Raw genomic sequence first — 26,249 nt, forward strand, 5'->3', positions numbered from 1 at the left:
GAGGGCGCATCGGTGTTCGTGGAGCTCGGTCCGGAGGCGGCGCTGACGCCGATGGTCGCCGAGTGCACGGCCGGCACCGACGCCGCCACCATCCCTGCCCAACACCGGGGACGCGACCGCGTCGAAACCCTGCAGACGGCGCTGGCCCGGCTGTTCGTCCGCGGCGGAGCGGTCGACTGGACGGCGCCGACCGGCGTCGACGCGGGCACCGCCCGCCGCCGCGTCGGCGAGCTGCCGACGTACGCGTTCGAGCGGCAGCGCTTCTGGCTCGACGCGGGCACCGGCGCGGGCGATGCCGCCGGCCTGGGGCAGGGCGCGGTGGACCACCCGCTGCTGGGCGCGGTGGTCGGCCTCGCCGACGGCAACGGCGCGCTGTTCACCGGGCGCCTCTCGCTGGACACCCACCCGTGGCTCGCCGACCACGCGGTGCTCGACACCGTGCTGGTGCCCGGGGCGGCCTTCCTCGAACTCGCGCTGCACGCGGGTGCCCGGCTCGGCTGCGCACGCGTGGACGAACTGACGCTGGTGGCGCCGCTGGCCGTGCCGCAAGCCGGGGGAGTGCAGGTCCAGGTCGCCGTCGGCGCGCCCGACGGGTCCGGCCGGCGGCCGATCACCGTGCACGCCCGCCCCGAGCGGACCGAAGGGCCCGCCGAGCCGGACGACACCTGGACGCTGCACGCCACCGGCGCGCTGACGCCCGTACAGGACGGCCTGGATGACCAGGAGGCTCAAGAACTCGCCGTCTGGCCGCCGGCCGGCGCGGTGCCGGTCGGAGTGGACGAGCTGTACGCCGACGCGGCCGACGCCGGGGTGCGCTACGGCCCGTCCTTCCACGGACTGCGGGCGGCCTGGCAACGCGGCCCCGAGCTGTTCGCCGAGGTCGCCCTCCCCGAGGAGGCGGCCGGCGGCCGGTTTGCTCTGCACCCGGCCCTGATCGACGCCGCCCTGCATCCGCTCGGGCTGACTTCGGCGGCCGTGGCGGCCGAGGACGCCGGCACGCGGGTGCGGCTGCCGTTCTCCTGGCGCGGTGTTCAGCTGCACGCGGGCGGCGTCCGGGCGCTGCGGGTGCGCCTGCTGCCGCTGGACGCCGACACGATCGCCGTCGAAGCGGTGGACGCGGACGGCCGGGCCGTGCTCTCGGTCGAGACCCTGACGGTGCGCGCGCTCTACCGTGACCAGCTGCCGACCGTCGCGGCGCCCGCCACCGAGCACCTCTTCGACCTGGACTGGGCCCCGGCCCCGGCCGTCGAACCGCCCGCGCGCTGGGCGGTCGTGGGCGGCGGGAGCGACCGGGACCCGGACCGGGACCCGGCCGCGTTCGCGGCCCGGTTCGACGCCCACAGGTACCCGGACCTCGCCGCGCTGGCCGCGGCGGTGGACGCCGGCGCGCCGCCGCCCGACGCGGTGCTGCTCCTCCCGCGGCCCGCCCAGGACCCGGGCGCTGGGCCGGAGGCCGTCCGGGCCGCCGTGCACGAGGCGCTCGCCGTCGCGCAGGCCTGGCTCGCGGACGAGCGCTTCGCCGCCGCCCGCCTGGTGGTCGGGACCCGCGGCGCGCTCGCCGCGCTCGCCGAGGGCGCCGCCGAGGTGCCCGACCCGGCCGCCGCCGCGGTGTGGGGCCTGCTGCGGGCCGCGCGCTCGGAGCACCCCGACCGCTTCGCCCTCCTCGACCTGGAGGCGGGCGGCGGGCAGCCGGACGGCACCGAACCCGCCGACGCCCGGCTCGACGCGATCGCCGCGGCCGGCGCCCTGCCCGAGGCGGCGCTGCGCGGATCCGCCCTGCTGGTGCCCCGGCTGCGCCGGGCGCGGTCCCTCCCGGCCGCCCCGACCCCGCCGGAGCTCGCGGGTGACGGCACCGTGCTGGTCACCGGCGGCACCGGAGCCCTGGGCGCCCTGGTGGCCCGACACCTCGTCGCGGCGTACGGCGTGCGGCACCTGCTGCTGGTGTCCCGGCGCGGCGCCGACGCCCCCGGGGCGGGGGAGCTGCGGGCCGACCTCGCCGCGGCCGGCGCGCAGGCCACCTTCGCCGCCTGCGACGTCGCCGACCGCGCCGAGCTGGCGCGGGTGTTGGCGGCTGTCCCGGCCGAGCACCCGCTCACCGCGGTGGTCCACCTGGCGGCCGTGGTCGACGACGGTCTGCTCCCGGCGCTGACCCCCGAGCGGGTGGCGCGCGTCATGGGGCCCAAGGCCGACGCGGCGCTGCACCTGCACGAGCTGACGGCCGATCTGGACCTGCGGGCCTTCGTGCTGTTCTCCTCGGCGGCCGGCCTCACCGGCAACCCCGGCCAGGCCGCCTACTCCGCCGCCAACCTGGTGCTCGACGCGCTCGCGCAGCGGCGCCGCTCCCTCGGCCTGCCCGCCGTCTCGCTGCAGTGGGGCCTGTGGAAGCAGGACAGCGCGCTCACCGCCGGCCTCGGCGCGGCCGACCGGCAGCGGATGGCCCGCTCCGGGGTCGAGCCGCTCGACACCAGGCTCGGCCTCGCCCTGTTCGACGCGGCGCTGGCCCGGCCGGAGGCCGTCCTGGCGCCGGTCAGGCTCGACCCGGCCCGCCTCGACGGGGACGACCTGCCGCCCGTGCTGGCCGGCCTGGTCGCCCGCCGGCCCGGTGCCGGGCACGCAGGCTCCGGCACCGGCCGCGCGCTGGTCCGCCGGCTGGCCGCCGCCCCGGCGGCCGAGCAGGAACGGCAGCTGGTCGACCTGGTACGCACCCACGCCGCCGCCGTCCTCGGGCACCCGGGCGGCGGGGCGATCGACCCGGACCGCGCGTTCAGCGAGCTGGGTCTCGACTCGCTCGCCGCACTCGAACTGCGCAACCGGCTGAACGGCGCGGTCGGCCTGCGACTGCCCGCCACCGTGCTGTTCGACCACCCGTCCGCGAGCGCCCTCGGCCGGCACCTGCGCGCCGAACTGCTCGACGCGCCGCAGCGCCCGCGCGCCGCGGCCCCGGCCCGGGTGAGCGACGAGCCGATCGCGATCGTCGCCGCGAGCTGCCGCTACCCCGGCGGGGTGGCGAGCCCGGAGGACCTCTGGCGGCTGGTGCACGAGCGCACCGACGCGATCGGGGCCTTCCCCGACAACCGCGGCTGGGACGTGGCGAACCTGTTCCACCCCGACCCGGACCACCCCGGCACCTCGTACGTCCGCGAGGGCGGCTTCCTGTACGACGCCGACCGCTTCGACCCCGGCTTCTTCGGCATCTCGCCGCGCGAGGCGCTGGCCATGGACCCGCAGCAGCGCCTGCTGCTGGAATCCTCCTGGGAGGCGATCGAGCGGGCGGCCGTCGACCCGCGCTCGCTGCGCGGCAGCCGCACCGGGGTCTTCGCCGGCCTGATGTACGCCGACTACGCGTCCCGGCTGGCCGGCGCCCCCGAGGGCGTCGACGGCTACCTCGGCAACGGCAGTGCCGGCAGCATCGCCTCCGGGCGGGTCGCCTACACCCTGGGACTGGAGGGCCCGGCGGTGACGGTCGACACCGCCTGCTCGTCCTCGCTGGTCGCGCTGCACCTGGCCTGCCAGGCGCTGCGCCAGGGGGAGTGCGACCTCGCCCTGGCCGGCGGGGTGACGGTGATGTCGAGCCCGGCGACCTTCGTGGAGTTCTCCCGCCAGCGGGGCCTGGCCCCGGACGGGCGCTGCAAGTCCTTCGCGGCCGGCGCCGACGGCACCGCCTGGGGCGAGGGCATCGGCATGCTGCTGGTCGAACGGCTCTCCGACGCGCGGCGCAACGGCCACCCCGTCCTCGCGGTGGTCCGGGGCAGTGCGGTCAACCAGGACGGCGCCAGCAACGGCCTGGCCGCGCCCAACGGCCTCGCCCAGGAGCGGGTGATCCGCGCCGCGCTGGCTCAGGCCGGGCTCACCCCGGCCGAGGTCGACGCGGTCGAGGCGCACGGCACCGGCACCGCCCTCGGCGACCCGATCGAGGCCCACGCGCTGCTCGCCACCTACGGCCAGGACCGGCCGGCCGAACGGCCGCTGCGGCTCGGCTCGGTGAAGTCCAACCTCGGCCACACCCAGGCCGCCGCCGGGGTGGCCGGCGTGATCAAGATGATCATGGCGATGCGGCACGGCGAACTGCCCGCCACCGTGCACGTGGACGCGCCCTCCCCGCACGTCGACTGGTCGGCCGGCGCCGTCTCGCTGCTCACCGAGCCGGCGGACTGGCCGGAGTCCGGCCGGCCCCGCCGGGCCGGGGTGTCCTCCTTCGGTGTCAGCGGCACCAACGCGCACGTGATCCTGGAGCAGGGCGACCCGGTCGAGGAGGCCGCGGCCCCGCTCCCCGAGCCGGACCAGGCCGCGCTGGCCTGGCCGCTGTCCGGCGCGACCCCGGCCGCCCTGCGGGACCAGGCCGGCCGGCTCCGCGCCCACCTGGCGGCGCGCCCCGCCATCCGGCCCGCCGACACCGCCCACGCGCTCGCCACCACCCGCGCCGCGCTCGACCACCGCGCCGTGCTCGTCGCCGCCGATCCGGCCGAACTCCTCGCCGGACTCGACGCGTTGAGCACCGGCGCGGCACATCCCGGGCTCGTCACCGGCACCGCCGGGCAGCCCGGCCGGACGGTCTTCGTGTTCGGCGGGCAGGGTTCGCAGTGGGCGGGCATGGGTGCCCGGCTGCTGGACGAGTCCCCGGTGTTCGCCGAGCGCATCCGTGCTTGCGACGCCGCCCTCGCCCCGCACACCGACTGGTCACTGCTCGACGTGCTGCGGCAGCGCCCCGGCGCGCCCTCGCTGGAGCGCGTCGACGTCGTCCAGCCCGCGCTGTTCGCCGTCATGGTGTCCGTCGCCGCGGTGTGGCGCTCGCTCGGCGTCGAACCGGCCGCCGTCGTCGGCCACTCCCAGGGCGAGATCGCCGCCGCCCAGGTGGCCGGCGCGCTCACCCTGGAGGAGGCGGCCCGGATCGTCGCGCTGCGCAGCCGGGCCCTGCGCGCCATCGCGGGCGGCGGCATGATGTCGCTGGCCGCGACGGCCGGACAGGCGGAGGAGCTGATCGCCTCCTCGCCCGGCCGGCTCGGCATCGCGGCCGTCAACGGACCGGGCGCGGTGGTCGTCTCCGGCGACGCCGCGGCCCTGGACGAGCTGCGCGAGCGGTGTGAGGCCCAGGGCGTGCGGACCCGCCGGCTGCCGGTCGACTACGCCGCGCACTCCGCCGCCGTCGAGCGCGTTCGCGCCGAACTCCTCGCCGGCATCGGCGACATCACTCCGGTGGCGCCCCCGGCGGTGGCGTTCTACTCGACCGTCACCGGCGAGCCGCTCGACGGCACCGCGCTGGACGCCGAGTACTGGTACCGCAACTTGCGCGAGACCGTCGTCTTCGAGCGGGCCACCCGCGCGCTGCTGCGCGACGGGTACACCACGCTGGTCGAGACCAGCCCGCACCCGGTGATGGCCCCGGCCGTCGAGCAGACCGCCCAGGAGGCCGGGACGGACGCCCTGGTCGTCGGCTCGCTCCAGCGCGACGCGGGCACCCTGCACCGCCTGCTGACCGCGGCGGCCGGCCTGTCCGTGCGCGGCGTGCCCGTCGACTGGGCGGCGCTGCACGCGCACCGCACGCCGCTGCGCACCGACCTGCCCACCTACGCCTTCCAGCGCGAGCGCTACTGGCTGGAGCCCGCCCCGGCCGCCGCCGACGCCCAGGGGCTGGGCCTGCGCTCCGCCGACCACCCGCTGCTCGGCGCCGCCCTCGCCCAGGCCGGGGACGACCGGCACCTGCTCACCGGCCGGATCTCGCTGCCCACCCACCCCTGGCTCGCCGACCACGCCGTCCTCGGCACCGTGCTGCTCCCCGGCACGGCCTTCGTCGAACTCGCCCTCCAGGCAGGGAAGTCGGCCGACTGCTCGGTGATCGAGGAGCTCACCCTGGAGGCGCCGCTGACCCTGGAGGAGCGCGCGGCCGTCCAGCTCCAGGTCCACCTCGACGCCCCGGACGAGGACGGGCGCCGCGCGCTCACCGTGCACGCGCGCCCCGAGACCGCCGTGCCGGGCCCGTGGACCCGGCACGCCGCCGGCGTCCTCGCGCCCGCCCGACCGGGCGAGGAGCCCGCCGCCGACGACGGGGCGTGGCCGCCGGCCGGCGCCGAACCGCTGGACACCGACGGCCTCTACGAACGGCTGGCCGCCGCCGGCTACCAGTACGGCCCGCTGTTCCGCGCGGTGCGCGCCGCCTGGCGGCACGGCGGCGAACTGATCGCCGAGGTCGCCCTGCCCGGGGACGACCACGACGCCGGGCGGTTCGCGCTCCACCCCGCGCTGCTCGACGCCGCCCTGCACACCGCCGGGGCGCTCGACGGCGCGGACGGCGAGGGCCGGGGCACCGGCCTCCCGTTCGCCTGGACGGGTGTGCGGCTGTACGCGGTCGGCGCCCGCACCCTGCGCGTCCGGCTCGGCCGCACCGGCCCGGACGCCGTCACCCTCGCCCTGACCGACCCGGCCGGCGCGCCCGTCGCCACCGTCGAAACGCTGCTCTCCCGGCCGGTCACCGCGGACGGCCTCGCCCCCGCCCGCACCGGCGCCGCCGAGGGCCTCCACCCCGTCGCCTGGCCGCCGCTGACGCTGCCGCAGCCGGCCCCGCTCGGCGACTGGGTGCTGGCCGGGCCCGACGAGCTCGGTGCCGAGACGGCCCTGCGCGCGGCCGGCGCCGCCGTCACCACGCTGGCCGACCCGGCCGCGCTCGACCCCGGCGCCCCGCTGCCGGACGCCGTCGCGCTCACCTGCGCCACAGACGGCAGCCCGCAGGCCGTCCACACCGCCACCCGGCGGGTGCTGGCGTTCCTGCAGTCCTGGCTCGCCACCGAGCGGTTCGCCGGCACCCCGCTGGTGGTGCTCACCCGCGGCGCCGTCCCCGGACCGTACGGGGAGGCGGTCGACGACCTCGCCGCGGCCGCGGTCTGGGGCCTGGTGCGCTCCGCGCAGACCGAGCACCCCGGCCGGATCGTGCTGGTCGACCTCGACCGGCACCCCGACTCCCACACCGCCCTCGGTGCGGTCCTGGCCTCCGGCGAGCCCCAGCTCGCCCTGCGGTCCGGCACCGCGGCGGCGCCCCGGCTCGCCCGGAGCGGCCCGGCGGAGCGCCTCGCGGTGCCCGCCGCCGCCGTCGCCTGGCGCCTCGACCTGACCGGCACCGGGACCATCGACGGCCTGGCCCTGGTGCCCCACGAGGACGGTGTCCGCCCGCTCGCCCCCGGCGAGGTCCGGGTCGCGCTGCGCGCCGCGGGCCTCAACTTCCGCGACGTCGTGGTCGCCCTCGGCATGGTGACCGACACCCGGCCGCCCGGCGGTGAGGGCGCCGGCGTGGTGGTCGAGGTCGGCGCCGAGGTCCACGACCTCGCGCCGGGCGACCGCGTCATGGGCCTGTTCTCCGGCGGCACCGGCCCGCTCGCGGTGACCGACCGCCGCCTGCTCGCCCCGATCCCGGCCGGCTGGACGTACCCGCAGGCGGCGAGCGTGCCGGTGGTGTACCTCACGGCCTACTACGGCCTGGTCGACCTCGGCCGGGTCCGGCCGGGTGAGTCGCTGCTGCTGCACGCCGCGACCGGCGGGGTCGGCATGGCCGCCCTGCAACTCGCCCGCCACTGGGGCCTGGACGTCCACGGCACCGCCTCGCCCGCCAAGTGGCCGGTCCTGCGCGCCCTCGGGCTGGACGACGAGCACATCGCCTCCTCCCGCGACCTCGACTTCGAGGAGCGGTTCCGCACCGCCCGCGCCGGGCAGGGCTTCGACCTCGTGCTCAACTCGCTGGCCCAGGCCTACGTCGACGCCTCGCTGCGCCTGCTCGGCCCCGGCGGCCGGTTCCTGGAGATGGGCAAGACCGACATCCGCGACCGCGACGCGGTGATCGCCGCCCACCCCGGCACCGACTACCGGGCGTTCGACCTCATGGACGCCGGCGCCGACCGCATCCAGCAGATCCTGACCGAACTCGGCGCCCTGTTCGCCGACGGCACGCTCGCCCCGCTGCCCGTCACCACCTGGGACGTCCGCGACGCCGTCGCCGCCTTCCGCCACCTCGGCCAGGCCCGGCACACCGGCAAGATCGTGCTGACCCTGCCGCCCACCGTCACCGGCGCCGCCGCCGACCCGCACGGCACCGTCCTGATCACCGGCGGCACCGGCACCCTCGGCGCCCTGCTCGCCCGCCACCTCGTCACCGAGCACGGCGCCCGGCACCTGCTGCTGACCAGCCGCCGCGGCCCGGCCGCCGACGGCGCGGCCGAGCTCGCCGCCGACCTCACCGCCCTCGGCGCCGAGGTGCGGATCGCGGCCTGCGACGCCGCCGACCGGGACGCGCTGGCCGCACTGCTCGCCACCGTCGACGCCGGACACCCGCTCACCGCCGTGGTGCACGCGGCCGGTGCCATCGACGACGCCGCCCTGCACGCGCTCACCCCCGAACAGCTCGACCGCGTGCTGCGCCCCAAGACGGACGCCGCCTGGAACCTGCACGAGCTGACCCTCGGCCGGGAACTGGCCGAGTTCGTGCTCTTCTCCTCGATGGCGGGCACCTTCGGCGGCGCCGGACAGGCCAACTACGCGGCCGCCAACGCCTACCTGGACGCGCTCGCGGAACACCGGCGCTCCCGGGGCCTGGCCGCCACCTCGCTGGCCTGGGGTCTGTGGGCCCAGGCCAGCGGGATGACCGGACACCTCGACCGGGCCGACCTCGACCGGATCGCGCGCACCGGTGTCGCCGCCCTGGAGACCGACGACGCGCTCGCGCTGTACGACGCCGCGCGCGCCGCCGACCACCCGGCCGCGGTGCTCGCCCGCCTGGACCTCGCCGCGCCGCGCGGGGCCGGCGACGTCCCCGCCCTGCTGCGTGACCTGGTCCGTCCCCGGCCCAGGCGGGCCGCCGCCGGCCCCGACCCGGACACGGCCGCCTTCGCGCAGCGCCTCGCCCGGCTCCCCGAGGACCGGCGCCGACAGACCCTCACCACCCTGGTCCGCCAGGAGACCGCGGCCGTCCTCGGCCACCCCGGCGCCGAGACCGTCGAGCGCGGCCGCCCGTTCAAGGCGCTCGGCTTCGACTCGCTCACCGCGGTAGAACTGCGCAATCGGCTCACCGCTGCGACCGGGCTGCGGCTGCCCGTCACCCTGGTCTTCGACCATCCGACCCCCGAGGCGCTCGCCGAGCACATCGGCGCCGAACTCCTCGGCTCCCCCGAGCAGTCCGCGCCCGCCCTGCCCGCACAGCGCACCCCCGACACCGCCGACGACCCGGTGGTCATCGTCGGCCTGGGCTGCCGCTACCCCGGCGGCATCGCCGACGAGCACGACCTGTGGCGGATGCTCGCCGAGGGCGTCGACGCCGTCACGCCGTTCCCGCGCGACCGCGGCTGGAACCTCGACACCCTCTTCGACCCCGACCCGGACCGCCCCGGCAAGTCCTACGTGCGCGAGGGCGGCTTCATCGACGACGCCGTCGGCTTCGACGCCGAGTTCTTCGGCATCTCGCCGCGCGAGGCCGCCGCGATGGACCCCCAGCAGCGCGTCCTGCTGGAGACCGCGTGGGAGACCTTCGAACACGCCGGCATCGACCCCACCTCGCTGCGCGGCTCGGCGACCGGTGTGTTCGTCGGCGCGATGGCGCAGGACTACCACACCGCCTCGGGCGCGGTGGCCGAGGGCCAGGAGGGCTACCTGCTCACCGGCACCGCCACCAGCGTGATCAGCGGCCGGGTCTCGTACGTGCTCGGCCTCGAAGGCCCGGCCGTCACGGTCGACACGGCCTGCTCCTCCTCCCTGGTCGCCCTGCACCTCGCGGCGAGCGCACTGCGCTCCGGCGAGTGCGACCTGGCCCTCGCCGGCGGCGTCGCGGTGCTCACCTCGCCGCACGCCTTCGTCGAGTTCAGCCGCCAGCGCGGACTGGCGCCGGACGGCCGCTGCAAGCCGTTCGCGGCGGCGGCCGACGGCACCGGCTGGGGCGAGGGCGCCGGCCTCGTGCTGGTCGAGCGGCTCTCCGACGCCCGGCGCCACGGGCACCGCGTCCTCGCCGTCGTGCGCGGCTCCGCGACCAACCAGGACGGCGCCTCCAACGGACTCACCGCGCCCAACGGGCCGTCCCAGCAGCGGGTCATCCGCCAGGCGCTCGGCAACGCCGGGCTCACCCCGGCCGACGTCGACGCCGTCGAGGCGCACGGCACCGGCACCCGGCTCGGCGACCCGATCGAGGCGCAGGCCCTGCTCGCCGTGTACGGGCGCGAGCACACCGCCGACCGCCCGCTCTGGCTCGGCTCGATCAAGTCCAACATCGGCCACACCCAGTCCGCCGCCGGCATCGCCGGCGTGCTCAAGATGGTGCTCGCCCTGCGTCACGGCGAACTGCCGCGCACCCTGCACGCCGACGAGCCGACCCCGCACGTCGACTGGGCGTCCGGCCACGTCGCGCTGGCCACCGAGCACCGGGCCTGGCCGGAGACCGGCCGCCCGCGCCGCGCCGCCGTCTCCTCCTTCGGCGTCAGCGGCACCAATGCGCACGTCATCCTCGAACAGGCGCCTGACACGCCGGCTGCCGTGCCGGTCGCCGAGAAGCCCGCCGGCGTGTCCGGCGTGGTGCCGTGGCCGCTGTCCGCCCGCACCGGCGAGGCGCTGCGCGCCCAGGCCGCCCGGCTGCGGGACTGGGTCCTGCGGCACCCGGAGGCCGAACCCGCCGACGTCGCCTGGTCGCTGGCCACCGGCCGGGCCGCTTTCGACCACCGGGCGGTGGCCCGCGGCCGCGACACCGCCGAACTGCTCGCCTCCCTCGGCGAGGTGGCCGACGGAACGACGGAGGCTCCGGGCGTGCTCGCCTCCGGCCCCGGACCGGTCTTCGTCTTCCCCGGCCAGGGCTCCCAGTGGCTGGGCATGGCGGCCGAACTGCTCGACGTCAGCCCGGTGTTCGCGCAGGCGGTGGCCGAGTGCGCGGAGGTCGTCGACCCGCTGGTGACCGGCTGGTCGCTGCTCGACGTGCTGCGCGGCACCGACGCCCGCACCGAGGAGACCCTCGCCCGGGTCGAGGTGCTGCACCCCGTCCTGTTCGCCGTGATGGTCGGCCTCGCCCGCTGGTGGGAGTCCTGCGGGGTGCGCCCGGCCGCCGTGATCGGCCACTCCCAGGGCGAGGCCGCCGCCGCGTACGTGGCCGGTCGGCTCTCCCTGGCGGACGCCGCCCGGGTCGCGGTGATGCGGGTCCGGGCCGTGCAGGCGGTCGACGCCTGCCACGGCGGCCTGCTCGCGGTGGCCCTGACGCCGGAGCGGGCCCGCGCCGAGATCGATGCGGCCGGCGCCGCCGACCGGGTGTCGCTCGGCGCGGTGAACAGCCCGACCGGCGTGGTGCTCTCCGGCGACGCGGACGCCCTCGCCGCGATCATGGCCCGCTGCGAGGCGGCCGGCACCCGCGCCCGCTGGGTGCCGGCCGCCTACGCCTCGCACTCCGCGCAGATGGACCCCGCCCGCGAGGAGATCACCCGCCTGCTCGCGGACCTGCGCCCGCTGCCGGGCCGCATCCCGATGTACTCCACCGTCACCGGCGCGCTGCTGGACGACACGACCCCGATGGACGCCGCCTACTGGTTCGAGAACATGCGCCGCACCGTCCTGTTCGAGAGTGCGGTCGGCGCCGCCGCGGCGGACGGCCACGACGCCTTCGTCGAGTGCAGCCCGCACCCCGGCCTGCTGGTACCGGTCGGGGACACCCTCGACGACCTCGGCGTCCCCGCGGCGGTGCTGGGCACCCTGCGCCGGGGCGACGGCGGCGCGGACCGGCTGGTCACCGCGCTGTCCGACGCCCACGCCCGCGGGCTGGACGTCGACTGGCCGGGGCTGCTCGCCCACGACGGCGCGACCCGGGTCGACCTGCCCGGCTACGCCTTCCAGCGCCGCCGCCACTGGATCGAGCCCGGTACCACCACCGGCTCCGGCGGCTCCGGCTGGGGGCAGTCCGCGGTCGAGCACCCCGTTCTCGGCGCCGGCGTCGACCTCGCCGACGGCTCCGGGACGGTGTTCACCGGGCGGCTCTCCACCGCCACGCACCCCTGGCTGGCCGACCACCTCGCGCTCGGCTCCGCCGCGGTGCCCGGCACCCTCCTCGTCGACCTCGCGCTGCGGGCGGGCGGCGAGAGCGGCTGCCCGGTGCTGGAGGAGCTCACCGTCCTCACCCCACTGGTGCTGCCCGCGACGGCCGGGGTGCGGGTCCAGGTCGCCCTGGAGGTGCCCGACGGCACCGGCGCCCGCACCGTCAGCGTCCACTCGCGGCCCGAGTCCGCGCCCGCCGACTCCCCCTGGATCCGGCACGCCACCGGCACACTGGCCCCCGGCGGCCACCGCCCTACCGCCCGCCCCGAGCAGTGGCCGCCGATCGGCGCGGCCCCGCTCTCCGTCGCGGAGGCCTACGAACGGCTCGCCCGTACCGGCCTGCGGCTCGGCCCGGCCTTCGCCGGGATGCGGGCCGCCTGGCACCGCGGCGAGGAACTGTTCGCCGAGACCGCCCACACCGGCGGCGAGGCGCAGACCGCCCGGCTCGACCTGCACCCCGCGCTGCTGGAGGCGGCCCTGCTCGGCCTCGCCCCCGGCGAGCCCGCAGCCGACGGACAGGTGCGCCTGCCGTCCTCCTGGCGTGGCGTCACCGCCGTGCCCGGCGCACGGCAGGCCCTCCGGCTCACGCTGCGCGCCACCGGCCCGGACACCCTGGCCGTGCACGTCGCCGACGAGCAGGGGCAGTCCGTCGCGGAGATCGAGTCCGTCGGGCTGAGCTCCTGGTCGGCCGCCGAACTGCGGGCGGCGGGCCGGGAGCGCCCGGCGCTGACCCGGCTGGAGTGGGTGGCGCCGGACCAGCCGGTCGCCGAGGCGTCCGGCGGGGCCTGGGCCGTGCTCGGCGCCGCCGGCCTGCTCGCCCGCGAGCTCGGGGCCGGCGCCCACCCCGACTGGACGGCCCTGGGCGCCGCGGTGGCGGCCGGGCTGCCGGTGCCTGCGCGGATCGCCCTGGTGCCGGACGCCCTGACGGACGGTGAGCCGCTGCCGCAGGCCGTCCGCGACCGGGTGCGCACCGTGCTCGCGGTGCTGCGCGAGCACGAGGCGGACCGGCGCTTCGAGGGCGCCCGCCTGGTGCTGGTCACCCGGGGCGCGGTGCTCGCCGAACCCGGCGACCGTGTCGCCGACCCGGCCGCCGCCGCACTGTGGGGGCTGCTGCGCTCGACCGGCGGGGAGCGGATCGCCCTCGCCGACCTGGACGGGCACGACGCCTCCCCACAGGCCCTGGCGGCAGCCGTGGAGGCGGGCCTGACCGAGTTCGCCGTCCGGGCCGGGCAGGTCCTCGTGCCGGTGCTCGGCCGGGCGCCCGCAATCGGCGTGGAGGCGCCGGACCTCCCGACGGACGGCACCGTCCTGGTGACCGGCGCGGCCGGCCGCCTCGGCGCCGCCACCGCCCGCCACCTGGTGGCCGCCCACGGCGTGCGCCGCCTGCTGCTCGCCGACCCCGGCCTCACCGCGTCGGGAGCGGCCGAACTGGTCGACGAGCTGTCCGCCCTCGGCGCCGCCGTCGAGCTCGCCACCTGCGACGCCGCCGACCGGGACGCCCTGGCCGAGCTGCTGGCCGCCGTGCCGGCGGAGCACCCGCTGCGCGCCGTGGTGCACGCGGCCGAGGCCCCGCGCGCCGACGGAGCCGACGGAGCCGACGGAGCGGACGGAGCCGACGGCACGGACGGCGCGGACGGAGCGGAGGCTGCCGAGGCCGTGCTGCGCCCGGTGGTCGACGGTGCCTGGCACCTGCACGAGCTGACCCGGGACCTGGACCTCGCCGCCTTCGTCCTGCACGGCTCCTGGGCCGGCCAGGCCGGCGACCCGGACCGGGCCGGGCGGGCCGCGGGCGCCGCCTTCCTCGACGCCCTGGCCCAGCACCGGCGCGCCCAGGGACTGCCCGGACTCGCCCTCGCCTGGGGGCCGTGGGCCGCCGCGGACGCCGAGGCCGGCGACACCCGCCCGGACGGGCTGCTGGCCCTCGGCGAACGCGAGGCCATGGCCCTGCTCGACGAGGCGCTCGGCCGCCCGGAGGCGGCGCTCGCCCCGCTCGCGGTCGACACCGCGGCCGTGCGCCGCGGCGACGAGGACGTGGCGCCGCTGCTCGCCGGCCTGGTGACGGACCGCCGGCGCGCTCCGTCCGCCGGCCCCGCCGAGGCCGGCCCGGCTCTCGCCGCCCGCCTGCTGGACCTGCCCGAGGACGAGCAGGAGCAGGCCTTCGTCGACCTGGTACGGGCCGGCGCCGCCGCGGTCCTCGGCCACGCCGACCCCGAGGAGATCGACCCCGGGACGGCCTTCAAGGACCTCGGCTTCGACTCGCTGACCGCGCTCGCGGTGCGCAACCGGCTGCGCGCCGCGACCGGGCTGGCCCTGCCGGCCACGCTGGTCTTCAGCCACCCGAACCCGGCCGCCCTCGGCCGCCACCTGCGGACCCTGCTGCGCCGCGAGCACACCGTCTCCTGGGACTCCGTGCTCGGCGAGATCGACCGGGTCGAGGCGATGCTCGGTCTGCTGGACGAACAGGACCGGGCCAAGGCGGTGCAGCGCCTCCGGGAGCTGGCCGGCGACGGTCCCGACGAGCTGGTGGACCACCAAATCCCAGTCGCACAAGAGAAGTTCGGATCGGCCACCGACGAGGAGATGTTCGACTTCATCGACCGCGGCGCCGATCGCTGACCACCTTTCACGGGGCTGGGGCATCCCCGTCCCTCGCGGACACTCACGGAGCAGACCAACGATGGCGAACGAAGAGCAACTACGCGACTACCTGCGCCGTGCGGCCAATGAGCTGCACGAGACCCGGACGCTGCTGCGCGACGCCGAGGACCGGTGGCACGAGCCCATCGCCATCGTCGGCATGCAGTGCCGCTACCCCGGCGGGGTCACCTCGCCCGAGGAACTGTGGGAGCTGGTGCGCACCGGCGGCGACGCCATCTCGGCCATCCCGTCCGGGCGCGGCTGGGAGCACGCCGAGAGTGCGGCCGGCACCTCCTACCGGGGCGGGTTCCTGGACGACGCGGCCGACTTTGACCCCGGCTTCTTCGGGATCTCGCCGCGCGAGGCACTCGCCATGGACCCCCAGCAGCGGCTGCTGCTGGAGGCCTCCTGGGAGGCGGTCGAGCGGGCCGGGATCGACCCGACCTCGCTGCGCGGCAGCCGGACCGGGGTCTTCGTCGGGGTGATCGCGAGCGACTACCTGTCCCGGCTGCCCAGCGTCCCCAAGGAGGTCGAAGGCCACCTGCTCACCGGCAGCCTGGTCAGCGTCGCCTCCGGCCGGATCGCCTACACCCTGGGCCTGGAGGGCGCGGCGGTCACCGTCGACACGGCGTGCTCCTCCTCGCTGGTCGCCCTGCACCTGGCCTGCCAGGCGCTGCGGGCCGGCGAGTGCGACCTCGCGCTGGCCGGCGGCGCCACCGTCCTGGCGACCCCGGGCGCCTTCGACGAGTTCTCCCGCCAGCGCGGCCTGGCGGCGGACGGGCGGTGCAAGTCCTTCTCGGCGGCGGCGGACGGCACCGGCTGGAGCGAGGGCGTCGGCATGCTGCTGGTCGAGCGGCTCTCCGACGCGCGGCGCAACGGGCACTCCGTGCTCGCGGTGGTGCGCGGGTCGGCGGTCAACCAGGACGGCGCCTCCAACGGCCTGACCGCGCCCAACGACCTCGCGCAGGAGCGGGTGATCCGTCAGGCCCTCGCCAGCGCCCGGCTGACCCCGGCCGACGTGGACGCGGTCGAGGCCCACGGCACCGGCACGGTGCTCGGCGACCCCATCGAGGCCCAGGCGCTGCTGGCCACCTACGGCCAGGGGCGCTCCCCGGAACGGCCGTTGAGGCTCGGCTCGGTGAAGTCCAACCTCGGGCACGCCCAGGCCGCCGCCGGTGTGGCCGGAGTCATCAAGACGGTGCTGGCGCTGCGGCACGGCCTGCTGCCGCGCACCCTGCACGCCGAGCAGCCCACGCCCATGGTCGACTGGGCGTCCGGCGGGGTCGCGCTGCTGACCGAGCCGGTCGCCTGGCCGGCGGGGGAGCGGGTGCGCCGGGCCGGCGTCTCCTCCTTCGGGGTCAGCGGCACCAACGCGCACGTGATCATCGAGGAGGAGCCGGCCGAGGACCGGGCGCCCGGCACCGACGAGGTCGACGCGGCCCCGCCCGCCGCCGTGCCGTGGGTGGTGTGCGCGCGCACCGAGGCGGGGCTGCGCGCCCAGGCCGCCCGGCTGCGCGACTGGGCGCTCACGCACCCCGACGCCCGGCCGGCCGACGTCGCCTGGTCGCTGGCCTCCGGACGGGCCGTACTGGACCACCGGGCCGTCCTGGTCGGGAGCGAAATCGCCGAACTGGCCGCTGGGTTGGGCGCTGTCGCGGAGGGTGGAGCGGACGGCGGCGCGGACGCGCCGCAGGCCGTCACACCGGAGGGTGGCGCGCCGCGCCGCGCCGGGCGCACCGCCCTCCTGTTCACCGGGCAGGGCACCCGGACCCGAGGCGTCGCGCGCGAGGCGTACGAGGCCTTCCCGGTGTTCGCCGCCGCGCTGGACGAGGTCTGCGCCGCCTTCGAGGCCGTGACGCCGTTCTCCGTGCGCGAGGCGCTGCTCGGCGAGCCCGGCGGGGAGGAGCCCGAGGACACCGGCGTCGCCCAGCCGGCCCTGTTCGCCTACGAGGTGGCCCTCTACCGGCTGTGGACCGCGTGGGCGCCGGCACCCGACTTCGTGGCCGGCCACTCGCTGGGCGAGATCGTCGCCGCGCACGTGGCCGGGGTGCTCACCCTGGACGATGCCGTCACCCTGGTCGCCGCCCGCGCCAGGCTGATGGGCGCGCTGCCGGCCGGCGGCGCGATGCTCGCGGTCGGGGCCAGCGAGGCCGAGGCCGCCGCCGTCCTGGCCCCGCTCGCCGGGGTCGGGCTCGCCGCCGTCAACGGGCCCGCGAGCGTGGTGGTCTCCGGCACCGCCGAGGCCGTGGAGCGGGTCCGCGCCGTCTGCGCGGAACGGGGCTGGCGGCACGCGCGGCTGCGGGTCTCGCACGCCTTCCACTCCGAGCTGATGGACCCGGTGCTGGAGAAGTTCGCCACCGCGCTCGACGGGCTGCGCCCGCGCCGCGCGCGGATCCCGCTCGCCTCCACCGTCACCGGCGGGATCACGGACCCCGAGCGCCTGCGCGATCCGGCCCACTGGATCGCGAACCTGCGCGGCACCGTCCGCTTCGCCGACGCGGTCGGCGCGCTGCGGGCGGCCGGGGCGACGGAGTTCGTCGAACTCGGCCCCGGGGCCGTCCTGACCCCGATGGCCACCGAGTGCCTCGCCGCCGAGGAAGCCGACGGGACGGTCGCCGTCATCCCCACCGCCGACCGCGAGGGTCCCACCGCCCGGGGTGTCCTGACGGCGCTCGGCCGGGCCTTCGTGCGCGGTGCGGCGGTGGACTGGGCGGCCCTCACCGCGGGCGCCGCCACCGACCCGGCCGCGCTCGGCCGGCGCCGGGTCGAGCTGCCCACCCAGGCCTTCGAGCGCCGCCGCTTCTGGCTGGACGCGGGCGTCGGGGTCACCGACGCGACGGGCCTCGGGCAGGGCGCGGCGGACCACCCGCTGCTCGGTGCCATGGTCGAACTCGCGGACGGGCACGGCTCGCTGTTCACCGGCCTGCTCTCGCTCGACAGCCACCCGTGGCTCGGCGACCACGTCGTGCTCGGCACCGTGCTGCTCCCGGGCACGGCCTTCCTGGAGCTCGCCCTGCACGCGGGCCGGCGGGCCGGCTGCGAACTCGTCGAGGAACTCTCCCTGGAAGCCCCGCTGGTCCTGCCCGAGCGCGGCGCCCTCCAGCTCCAGCTGTGGCTGGAGGCCCCGGACCGGGACGGCCGGCGGGCCGTCGCGATCCATTCGCGGCCCGACACGGGGGACACCGCCGAGCCGTGGACCCGCCACGCCGTCGGCACCCTGGCCCGCGCCGGCGAGGCCGCACCCGCCGAGCTGCCGGCGTGGCCACCGGTCGACGCGGCCGCCGTCCCGCTCGACGGCTTCTACGACTGGCTCGCCGACACCGGCGTCGCCTACGGCCCGGCCTTCCTCGGCGTGCGCGCCGCCACCCGGCTCGGCGAGGAGGTGTACGGGGAGATCGCGCTGCCCGAGGCCGTCGCCCACGACGCCGACCGCTTCGGCGTCCACCCGGCGCTGATGGACGCCACCCAGCACCTGCTCGGCATCGCGGCCTTCGCCGACCGCACCGACCCCGGAGCCGGACAGGTCTCGCTCCCGTTCTCCTGGCGCGACGTGCGCCTGTTCGCCCCCGGCGCCGCGGCGGCGCGGGCGCGGCTTCGGCGCACCGGCCCGGAGGCCGTCGCACTGACCCTCGCCGACGCCCACGGCCGGCCGATCGCCGAGGTCGGCTCGCTGTCCGTGCGGCCGGTCTCCCCGGAGAAGCTGCGCGCCGCCGCCACGGCCCGTCAGGAACCGCTGTACGCCGTGCGCTGGACCGCTCTGCCCCACCCGGCGCAGCCCGCGGCCCCCGCCGCCGACGCCTGCGCGGTGGTCGGGGCTGCGGCGTTCGGGGATGGCGAGCTCGTCCCCGGCCTGGACGCCTCCCGGTACACCGACCTCGCGGACCTCGCGCGGGCCCTGGACGACGGCCTGCCCGCCCCGGCCGTGGTCGTGCTGCCCTGGCCCGCCGCCGAGGCCCCCGGTCTGCCGCCCGCCGAGGACGTGCACGCCGCCGTCGTCCGCGCCCTGGACACCGTCCAGACCTGGCTCGCCGACCCGCGCCTGGCCGCTGCGCGGCTGGCCGTGGTGACCCGAGGGGCGGTCTCGGTGGGCACCGACGACCCGGTGCGCGACACCGCGGCCGCCGCGGTCGGCGGCCTGGTGCGCTCCGCCATGTCCGAGAACCCGGACCGGATCGTCCTGGTCGACCTCGACGACGACCCGGCCTCGGTGCCCGCCCTCGCCTCCGCCACCGCGACCGCCGCCCAGACCGGCGAACCCCAACTCGCCCTGCGCGCCGGCACCCTGTACGCCCCGCGGATCGCCCGTACCACCTTCGACGAGGCCGCCCGGCCCGCCTTCGACCCGGACGGGACCGTCCTCGTCACCGGCGGCACCGGCGCGCTCGGCGCCCTCGTCGCCCGGCACCTGGTCGTGGCACACGGCGTCCGCCGGCTGCTGCTGACCAGCCGGCGCGGCCCGGGCGCCCCCGGTGCCGGGGAACTCGCCGCCGAACTCACCGCCCTGGGCGCCACCGTCGAGGTGGCGGCCTGCGACGTCGCGGACCGGGCGGCCCTGGCCGCCCTGCTCGCCGCCGTCCCCGCGGAGCACCCGCTGCGCGCCGTGGTGCACACCGCCGGAACCGTGGACGACGGCGTGATCGCCGCGCTGACGCCCGAGCGCGTCGGCCCGGTGCTGCGCCCCAAGGTGGACGCCGCCGTCCACCTCCACGAGCTCACCCGCGACCTCGACCTGACCGCCTTCGTGCTCTACTCCTCCGTCGCCGGCGTCATCGGCAGCCGGGGCCAGGCCAACTACGCGGCCGGCAACGCCTTCCTGGACGGCCTCGCCCAGCACCGGCGGGCGGCCGGCCTGCCCGGCGTCTCGCTGGCCTGGGGCCTGTGGGAGGAGGAGAGCGGCCTGATGCGGGAGGACTTCACCGCCACCGACCGCCACCGCATCGACCGCAGCGGCGTGCTCCCGCTCTCCGCGGAGCAGGGCCTCGCCCTGTTCGACGCCGCCCTCGTCCAGGGCGAGGCGCTGCTCGCCCCCGTCCGGCTCGACCTGGCCGCGCTGCGCCGGTTCGACGAACTGCCGGCCATCCTCAGCGCACTGGTCCCCGCGCGGCGCCGGGCCGGCGGAGAGGAGGCCCGCAGGCTCGTCCAGCGCCTGGCCGGCCGCCCCGAGGCCGAGCAGGTCCAACTGCTCACCGACCTGACCCGCCGGCAGGCCGCCGTCGTCCTCGGGCACTCCGGCACCGAGTCGGTCGGCGCCGACCGGGCCTTCACCGAGCTGGGCTTCGACTCGCTGACCGCGCTGGAGATGCGCAACCGCCTCAACACCGCGACCGGCCTGCGGCTCCCGGCGACCGTCCTGTTCGACTACCCCAGCGCCACCGCCCTGGCCCGTTTCCTGCGCACCGAACTGCTCAGCCTTCCCGAGCTGCTCAGCCTTCCCGAGCATGGCCGATCCCCGGCCGCCGCCCCGGCCCGGGTGGTGGACGAGCCGATCGCGATCGTCGCCATGAGCTGCCGCTTCCCCGGCGGCATCGCGAGCCCCGAGGACCTCTGGCGCTGCGTGGCCGACGGCGTGGACACGGTCTCGCCGCTTCCCACCGACCGCGGTTGGGACCTCGCCGAGCTGTACGACCCGGACCCGGACCGCTCCGGGCGCTGCTACACCCGAGAGGGCGCGTTCATGCGCGGCATCGACCGCTTCGACTCCGAGCTGTTCGGGATCTCGCCGCGCGAGGCGCTCGCCATGGATCCGCAGCAGCGCCTGCTGCTGGAGACCTCCTGGGAGGCCTTCGAACGGGCCGGCATCGACCCGCTCTCCGTGCGCGGCAGCAACACCTCCGTCTTCGCCGGACTGATGTACTCGGACTACGCCGCCGGCCGGGTCCAGGACGTCGACGACGAACTGGAGGCGTACATCGGCAACGGCAACTCCTTCGGCGTCGCCTCCGGGCGCGTCGCCTACACCCTCGGGCTGGAGGGCGCGGCCGTCACCGTCGACTCGGCCTGCTCCTCCTCGCTGGTGTCGCTGCACTGGGCGAGCCACGCGCTGCGCACCGGGGAGTGCGACCTCGCGCTGGCCGGCGGGGTGACGATCATGTCGACCCCGAGCGTGTTCGTGGAGTTCGCCCGCCAGCGCGGGCTGGCCCCGGACGGCCGCTGCAAGTCCTTCGCGGACGGCGCGGACGGCACCGCCTGGGGCGAGGGCATCGGCATGCTGCTGCTGGAACGGCTCTCCGACGCCCGCCGCAACGGGCACCCCGTGCTGGCGATCGTCCGCGGCTCGGCGGTCAACCAGGACGGCGCCTCCAACGGCCTCACCGCCCCCAACGGCCCCTCCCAGCAACGGGTGATCCGCCAGGCGCTGGCCAACGCGCGGCTGTCCACGGCCGACGTCGACGCCGTGGAGGCGCACGGCACCGGTACGGTGCTCGGCGACCCGATCGAGGCCCAGGCGCTGCTCGCCACCTACGGTCAGGACCGCCCCGAGGACCGGCCGCTCTGGCTCGGCTCGGTCAAGTCGAACTTCGGCCACACCCAGGCCGCGGCCGGCGTCGCCGGCGTGATCAAGATGGTGATGGCGATGCGCCACGGCGTGCTGCCGAAGACCCTGCACGTCGACGCGCCGACCTCGCACGTCGACTGGACGGTCGGCCGGGTCGAACTGCTCGCCGAGGGCCGTCCCTGGCCCGAGCTGGACCGCCCGCGCCGCGCGGCGGTGTCCTCGTTCGGGATCAGCGGCACCAACGCGCACGTCATCCTGGAGCAGGCGCCCGCCGCCGAGGCCCCCGCCGGGCCGGCCGCCGAGGAGCCCGCGGGCCTGGCCGGGGTGGTGCCCTGGGTGCTCTCGGCCCGGACCGAGGGCGCGCTGCGGGACCAGGCCGAGCGGCTCGGGCAGTGGCTGACCGCCCGTCCGGACACCGAACTCACCGACGCGGCCTGGTCGTTGGCCGCCGGGCGCGCCACCCTGGAGCGCCGTGCGGTGGTCTGGGGCCGCGACGGTGCCGAGATCGCCGCCGGCCTGCGGGCGGTGGCGGACGGTACGGCCTCCACCGCCCCGAACGCGCTCCCGGGCGACGCGGGCGGCCCCGGCGCCACCGTCACCGGACCGGTGTTCGTGTTCCCGGGGCAGGGGTCGCAGTGGGCGGGGATGGCCGCTGAACTCCTCACGTCCAGCGAGGTGTTCGCCTCTGCCGTCGAAGAGTGCGCGGCGGTGATGGATCCGCTGACGGACTGGTCGTTGGTGGAGGTGTTGCGGGACGGTTCGGGTGCGCTGCTGGACCGGGTGGACGTGGTGCAGCCGGCGTTGTTCGCGGTGATGGTGGGGCTCGCGCGGTGGTGGGAGTCGTGCGGGGTGCGGCCGGCCGCGGTGATCGGCCACTCCCAGGGGGAGATCGCGGCCGCGCACGTGGCGGGCTTCCTGTCGTTGGAGGACGCGGCGCGGATCGTGGCGCGGCGCGCCCAGGCGCTGCGGCGGGTCTCCGGGACCGGCGGCGGCATGCTCTCGGTCGGAATCCCGGTCGAGCGCGCCGCCCGGTTCCTCGCCGACGACGAGCGGTTGTCGCTGGCCGCGGTCAACGGCCCGACCAGCCTGGTGCTCTCCGGGTCCGTCGAGGCACTGTCGGCGGTCGCGGCCGACTGCGAGCGCGAGGACGTACGGGCACGCTGGATCCCGGTCGACTACGCCTCGCACTCCGCGCACATGGACGTGCTGCGCGACGACCTCCAGGCGCTGTCGGGGGACGTCGCCCCGCTGCCGGGCCGGGTGCCGATGTACTCGACGGTGACCGGTGCGGCGATCGGCTCCGCCGACGCGCCGGCCGCCTCGTACTGGTACGACAACCTGCGCGGCACCGTCCGGCTGGACACGGCGGTGCGCGCGGCCCTGGCGGACGGGCACACCGTGTTCCTGGAGTGCAGCCCGCACCCCGGGCTCGTCGTCCCCCTGGAGGACCTCATCGCCGAAGCCGCCGCCCCCGGCACCGTGCTGCACACCCTGCGGCGCGACGAGGGCGGTCCGCGCCAACTGGTCGCCGCACTGGCCGCCGCCTTCGTCCGCGGCGTGCCGGTGGACTGGGCCGGCCTGCTGCACCGGCGCGGCACGGGCCGGGTCGACCTGCCCACCTACGCCTTCCAGGGCCGCCGCTACTGGCTCGACCCCGACAGCGGGACCGCGCTGCCGGGCCGCGCCAAGCGCTCCGCCGCCCCGAGCGGAGACCCGGTCGACGGCACCCTGTGGGACACCGTCACCGCCGCCGACGCGACGGGCCTCGCCGCGCTGCTCGACGTCCCCGAGGACGCACCGCTGCACGAGGTCCTGCCCGCGCTGGCCGCCTGGCGCACCCGCCGGCGGGCCGACACCGTGGTCCGCTCCTGGCGCTACACCGAACGGTGGGAGCCGTGGACGGACGCCCCCGCCGTGCCCGGCCGGCTCACCGGGCGCTGGCTCGTCCTCGCCCCGGACGGCGGTGAACTGCGTGCCACGGTGGCGGACGCGCTCACCGGGGCCGGCGCCGAGACGCTCGCCCCCGAGCCCGACCGGGTGCCGACCGAGCGCGCCGACCTCGCCGCCTGGCTGCGGGAGACCGCGCCCGCCGCGGTCCTGGTGCTGCCCGACCCGGGGCCGGCACAGGCCGACCCGACCCCCGCGCTGAACGCGCTGGCCACGCTCGTCCAGGCCCTCGGCGACGCCGGACTCGACGCACCGCTCTGGTGCGCCACCCGGGGCGCGGCATCCCCCCTCGGCGAACCCCCGGTCAGTACGGTGGCCGCCGCCCTCTGGGGGCTCGGCCGCGTCGCGGGCCTCGAACACCCCGACCGCTGGGGCGGCCTGGTCGACCTGCCCGAGGCCGTCGACGAACGCTCCGCCGCGATCCTGGCGGCCGTGCTCGGCGCCGGCACGGCGGAGGACGAGATCGCGATCCGCCCGCTCGGCACCTTCGTCCGGCGCCTCGCCCGGTTCCCGCACGCCGAGGACGCCCCTCGTCGGGACATCCCTTGGCACCCCGGGCGCACCGCGCTGGTCACCGGCGGCACCGGGGCGCTCGGCGGGCACGTCGCCCGGTGGCTGCTCCGGGCCGGCGCCGAGCACCTCGTGCTGGCCGGCCGGCGCGGCGAGGCCGCACCGGGGGCCGCGGAACTGCGCGAGGAGCTGACGGCGGCCGGCGCCGAGGTGGAGATCGCCGTCTGCGACGTGAGCGACCGCGAGGCGGTTGCCGCGCTGCTCGCCGCCCTGCGCGGCCGGGGACTGCGGGTGGACACCGTGGTCCACGCGGCGGGCGCCGAGGTCGGCGGGCCGCTCGACCGGATGACCCGCGAGTCCATCGCCGAGGCGGTCGCCGCCAAGGTCGGCGGCGCCCTCGCACTGGACGAACTGCTGCGCGCCGACGAACCGGAGACCTTCGTGCTCTTCACCTCGGGCGCCGGCGTCTGGGGCGGCGCCGGCCAGGGTGCGTACGCGGCGGCCAACGCCTACCTCGACGCGCTCGCCGCCCGGCGCCGGGGCGAGGGCCGGGCCGCCACCGCCGTCGCCTGGGGCCGCTGGGCGGGCGGCGGGATGTCCGACGACGAGACCGTCTCGGCGGCGCTCGACCGGATCGGGGTGGCGGCGATGGACCCCGAACTCGCCCTTGAAGCGCTGCGCCAGGCCGTGGACGAGGACCTGGACCGGGTGACCGTCGCGGACCTCGACTGGCGGCGCTTCGCGGTCGGCTACACCGCCGCCCGCCCGCGCCCGCTGATCGCGGAGCTCGCCGCCGCCGAGACCCCGGCGCCGGCCGAGCCGCAGCCGGGCGCCGACGCCCGGGCGCCCGAGCTGCTGCGCGAACGCCTCGCCCGACTGTCCGCCGCCGACCGCCACGGCGAACTCGTCGCCCTGGTGTGCGCCGAGGTCGCCGCCCAGCTGGGCCACGCCGACCCGGCCGAGATCGAGCCCGAACGGCCGTTCCGCGACCTCGGGTTCGATTCGCTGGCCGCCGTCGGCCTGCGCAACCGGCTCGTCGCGGCCACCGGGCTGGACCTGCCGACCACGCTGGTCTTCGACCACCCGACGGCGCAGGCGCTGGCCACCCACCTCGGCGTCGAGCTCTTCGACGACACCGCGCGGGACGTGTCGGCGCTCGACGAACTGGACCGGCTGGAGGCCGGCCTGGCGGCGCTGTCCGGAGCCGCGGACCGTGACCGCGTCGCCGCCCGGCTGACCGAACTCGCGGACCGGCTGCGCGGCGGGCCGCGTCCGCCGGCCGCCACCGGCCGCGACCTGCACACCGCCAGCGACGACGAGATGTTCGACATCCTCGGGGAGGAGTTCGGGATCTCCTGAGCAGCCGTCCACACCGGATATCTCGAACCGACAGGGGTACGCACATGTCCACCGAGTCCACCGCGCCGAGTGCGCCGAACCCGCCCAGCGGGTCGAACCCGTCCAGCGGGTCGAACGAGGAGAAGCTCCGCCACTTCCTGCGGATGACCGCCGCGGACCTGCGCGAGACCAAGCAGCGGCTGCGGGAGGCCGAAGAGGCCGCCCGGGAGCCGATCGCGATCGTCGCGACCGGCTGCCGACTGCCCGGCGGCGTCCGGTCCGCCGAGGACCTGTGGCGGCTGGTGGCGGCGGGCACCGACGCGATCTCCGACTTCCCGACCGACCGGGGCTGGGAGACCGGGCCCGGGGGAGACGCCACCCCCGGCTCCGACACCCGGCAGGGCGGATTCGTCTACGACGCGGCCGAGTTCGACGCGGACTTCTTCGGCATCTCGCCTTTCGAGGCGCTGGCGATGGACCCGCAGCAGCGCCTGCTGCTGGAGACCGCCTGGGAGACCGTGGAACGCGCCGGCATCGACCCGCTCTCGCTACGGCGCAGCCGGACGGGCGTCTTCGTCGGCGCCTCCGCGCTCGGCTACGGCGGCGGCCGCCGGGACGACGCGCCGGCGGTGGCGGGCCACCGGGTGACCGGCGGCTCGATGTCCGTGGTCTCGGGCCGGATCTCGTACGTGCTCGGCCTGGAGGGCCCGGCAGTGACTGTGGACACGGCCTGCTCCTCGTCCCTGGTCGCCCTGCACACGGCGGCGCAGGCGCTGCGGGCGGGGGACTGCGACCTGGCGCTGGCCGGCGGGGTGACCGTGATGGCCCGGCCGACCGCCTTCGTGGAGTTCTCCCGGCAGAACGGGCTGGCGTCGGACGGCCGTTGCAAGCCGTTCGCGGCGGCGGCGGACGGTACCGGCTGGGGTGAGGGCGTGGGTCTGCTGCTCGTGGAGCGGCTGTCGGACGCGGTGCGCAACGGGCACCGGGTGCTGGCGGTGGTGCGGGGTTCGGCGGTGAACCAGGACGGTGCGTCCAACGGGCTGTCCGCGCCGAACGGTCCGTCGCAGGAGCGGGTGATCCGGGCGGCGTTGGTGAACGCGGGGCTCTCCACGGACGAGGTGGACGTGGTGGAGGCGCACGGGACGGGGACGACGCTGGGTGACCCGATCGAGGCGCGGGCGCTGCTGGCCACCTACGGGCGGGAGCGGGCCGGTGAGCCGTTGTGGCTCGGGTCGGTGAAGTCGAACATCGGTCATACCCAGGCGGCGGCGGGTGTGGCGGGTGTGAT

At 77.5% G+C, this 26,249-nt stretch carries 3 protein-coding genes; all 3 read left to right on the forward strand.

Annotated features, from left to right (window positions below; genetic code table 11):
• The first annotated feature begins 12 nt into the window (after window positions 1-12).
• Complete coding sequence (locus tag ACFQ87_RS37700; protein WP_380615457.1) at window positions 13-14,649, forward strand: SDR family NAD(P)-dependent oxidoreductase; 14,637 nt, start codon at window positions 13-15, stop codon at window positions 14,647-14,649.
• Window positions 14,650-14,710: 61 nt separating this feature from the next.
• On the forward strand, window positions 14,711-24,982 hold the full coding sequence (locus ACFQ87_RS37705; RefSeq protein WP_380615458.1) for a type I polyketide synthase: 10,272 nt from the start codon (window positions 14,711-14,713) through the stop codon (window positions 24,980-24,982).
• Window positions 24,983-25,119: 137 nt separating this feature from the next.
• Window positions 25,120-26,249 (forward strand): beta-ketoacyl synthase N-terminal-like domain-containing protein (locus ACFQ87_RS37710; protein WP_380615459.1); only part of this gene is annotated, 1,130 nt, incomplete at its 3' end.

The sequence above is a fragment of the Kitasatospora sp. NPDC056531 genome (assembly GCF_042794375.1).
Lineage (GTDB): Bacteria > Actinomycetota > Actinomycetes > Streptomycetales > Streptomycetaceae > Kitasatospora.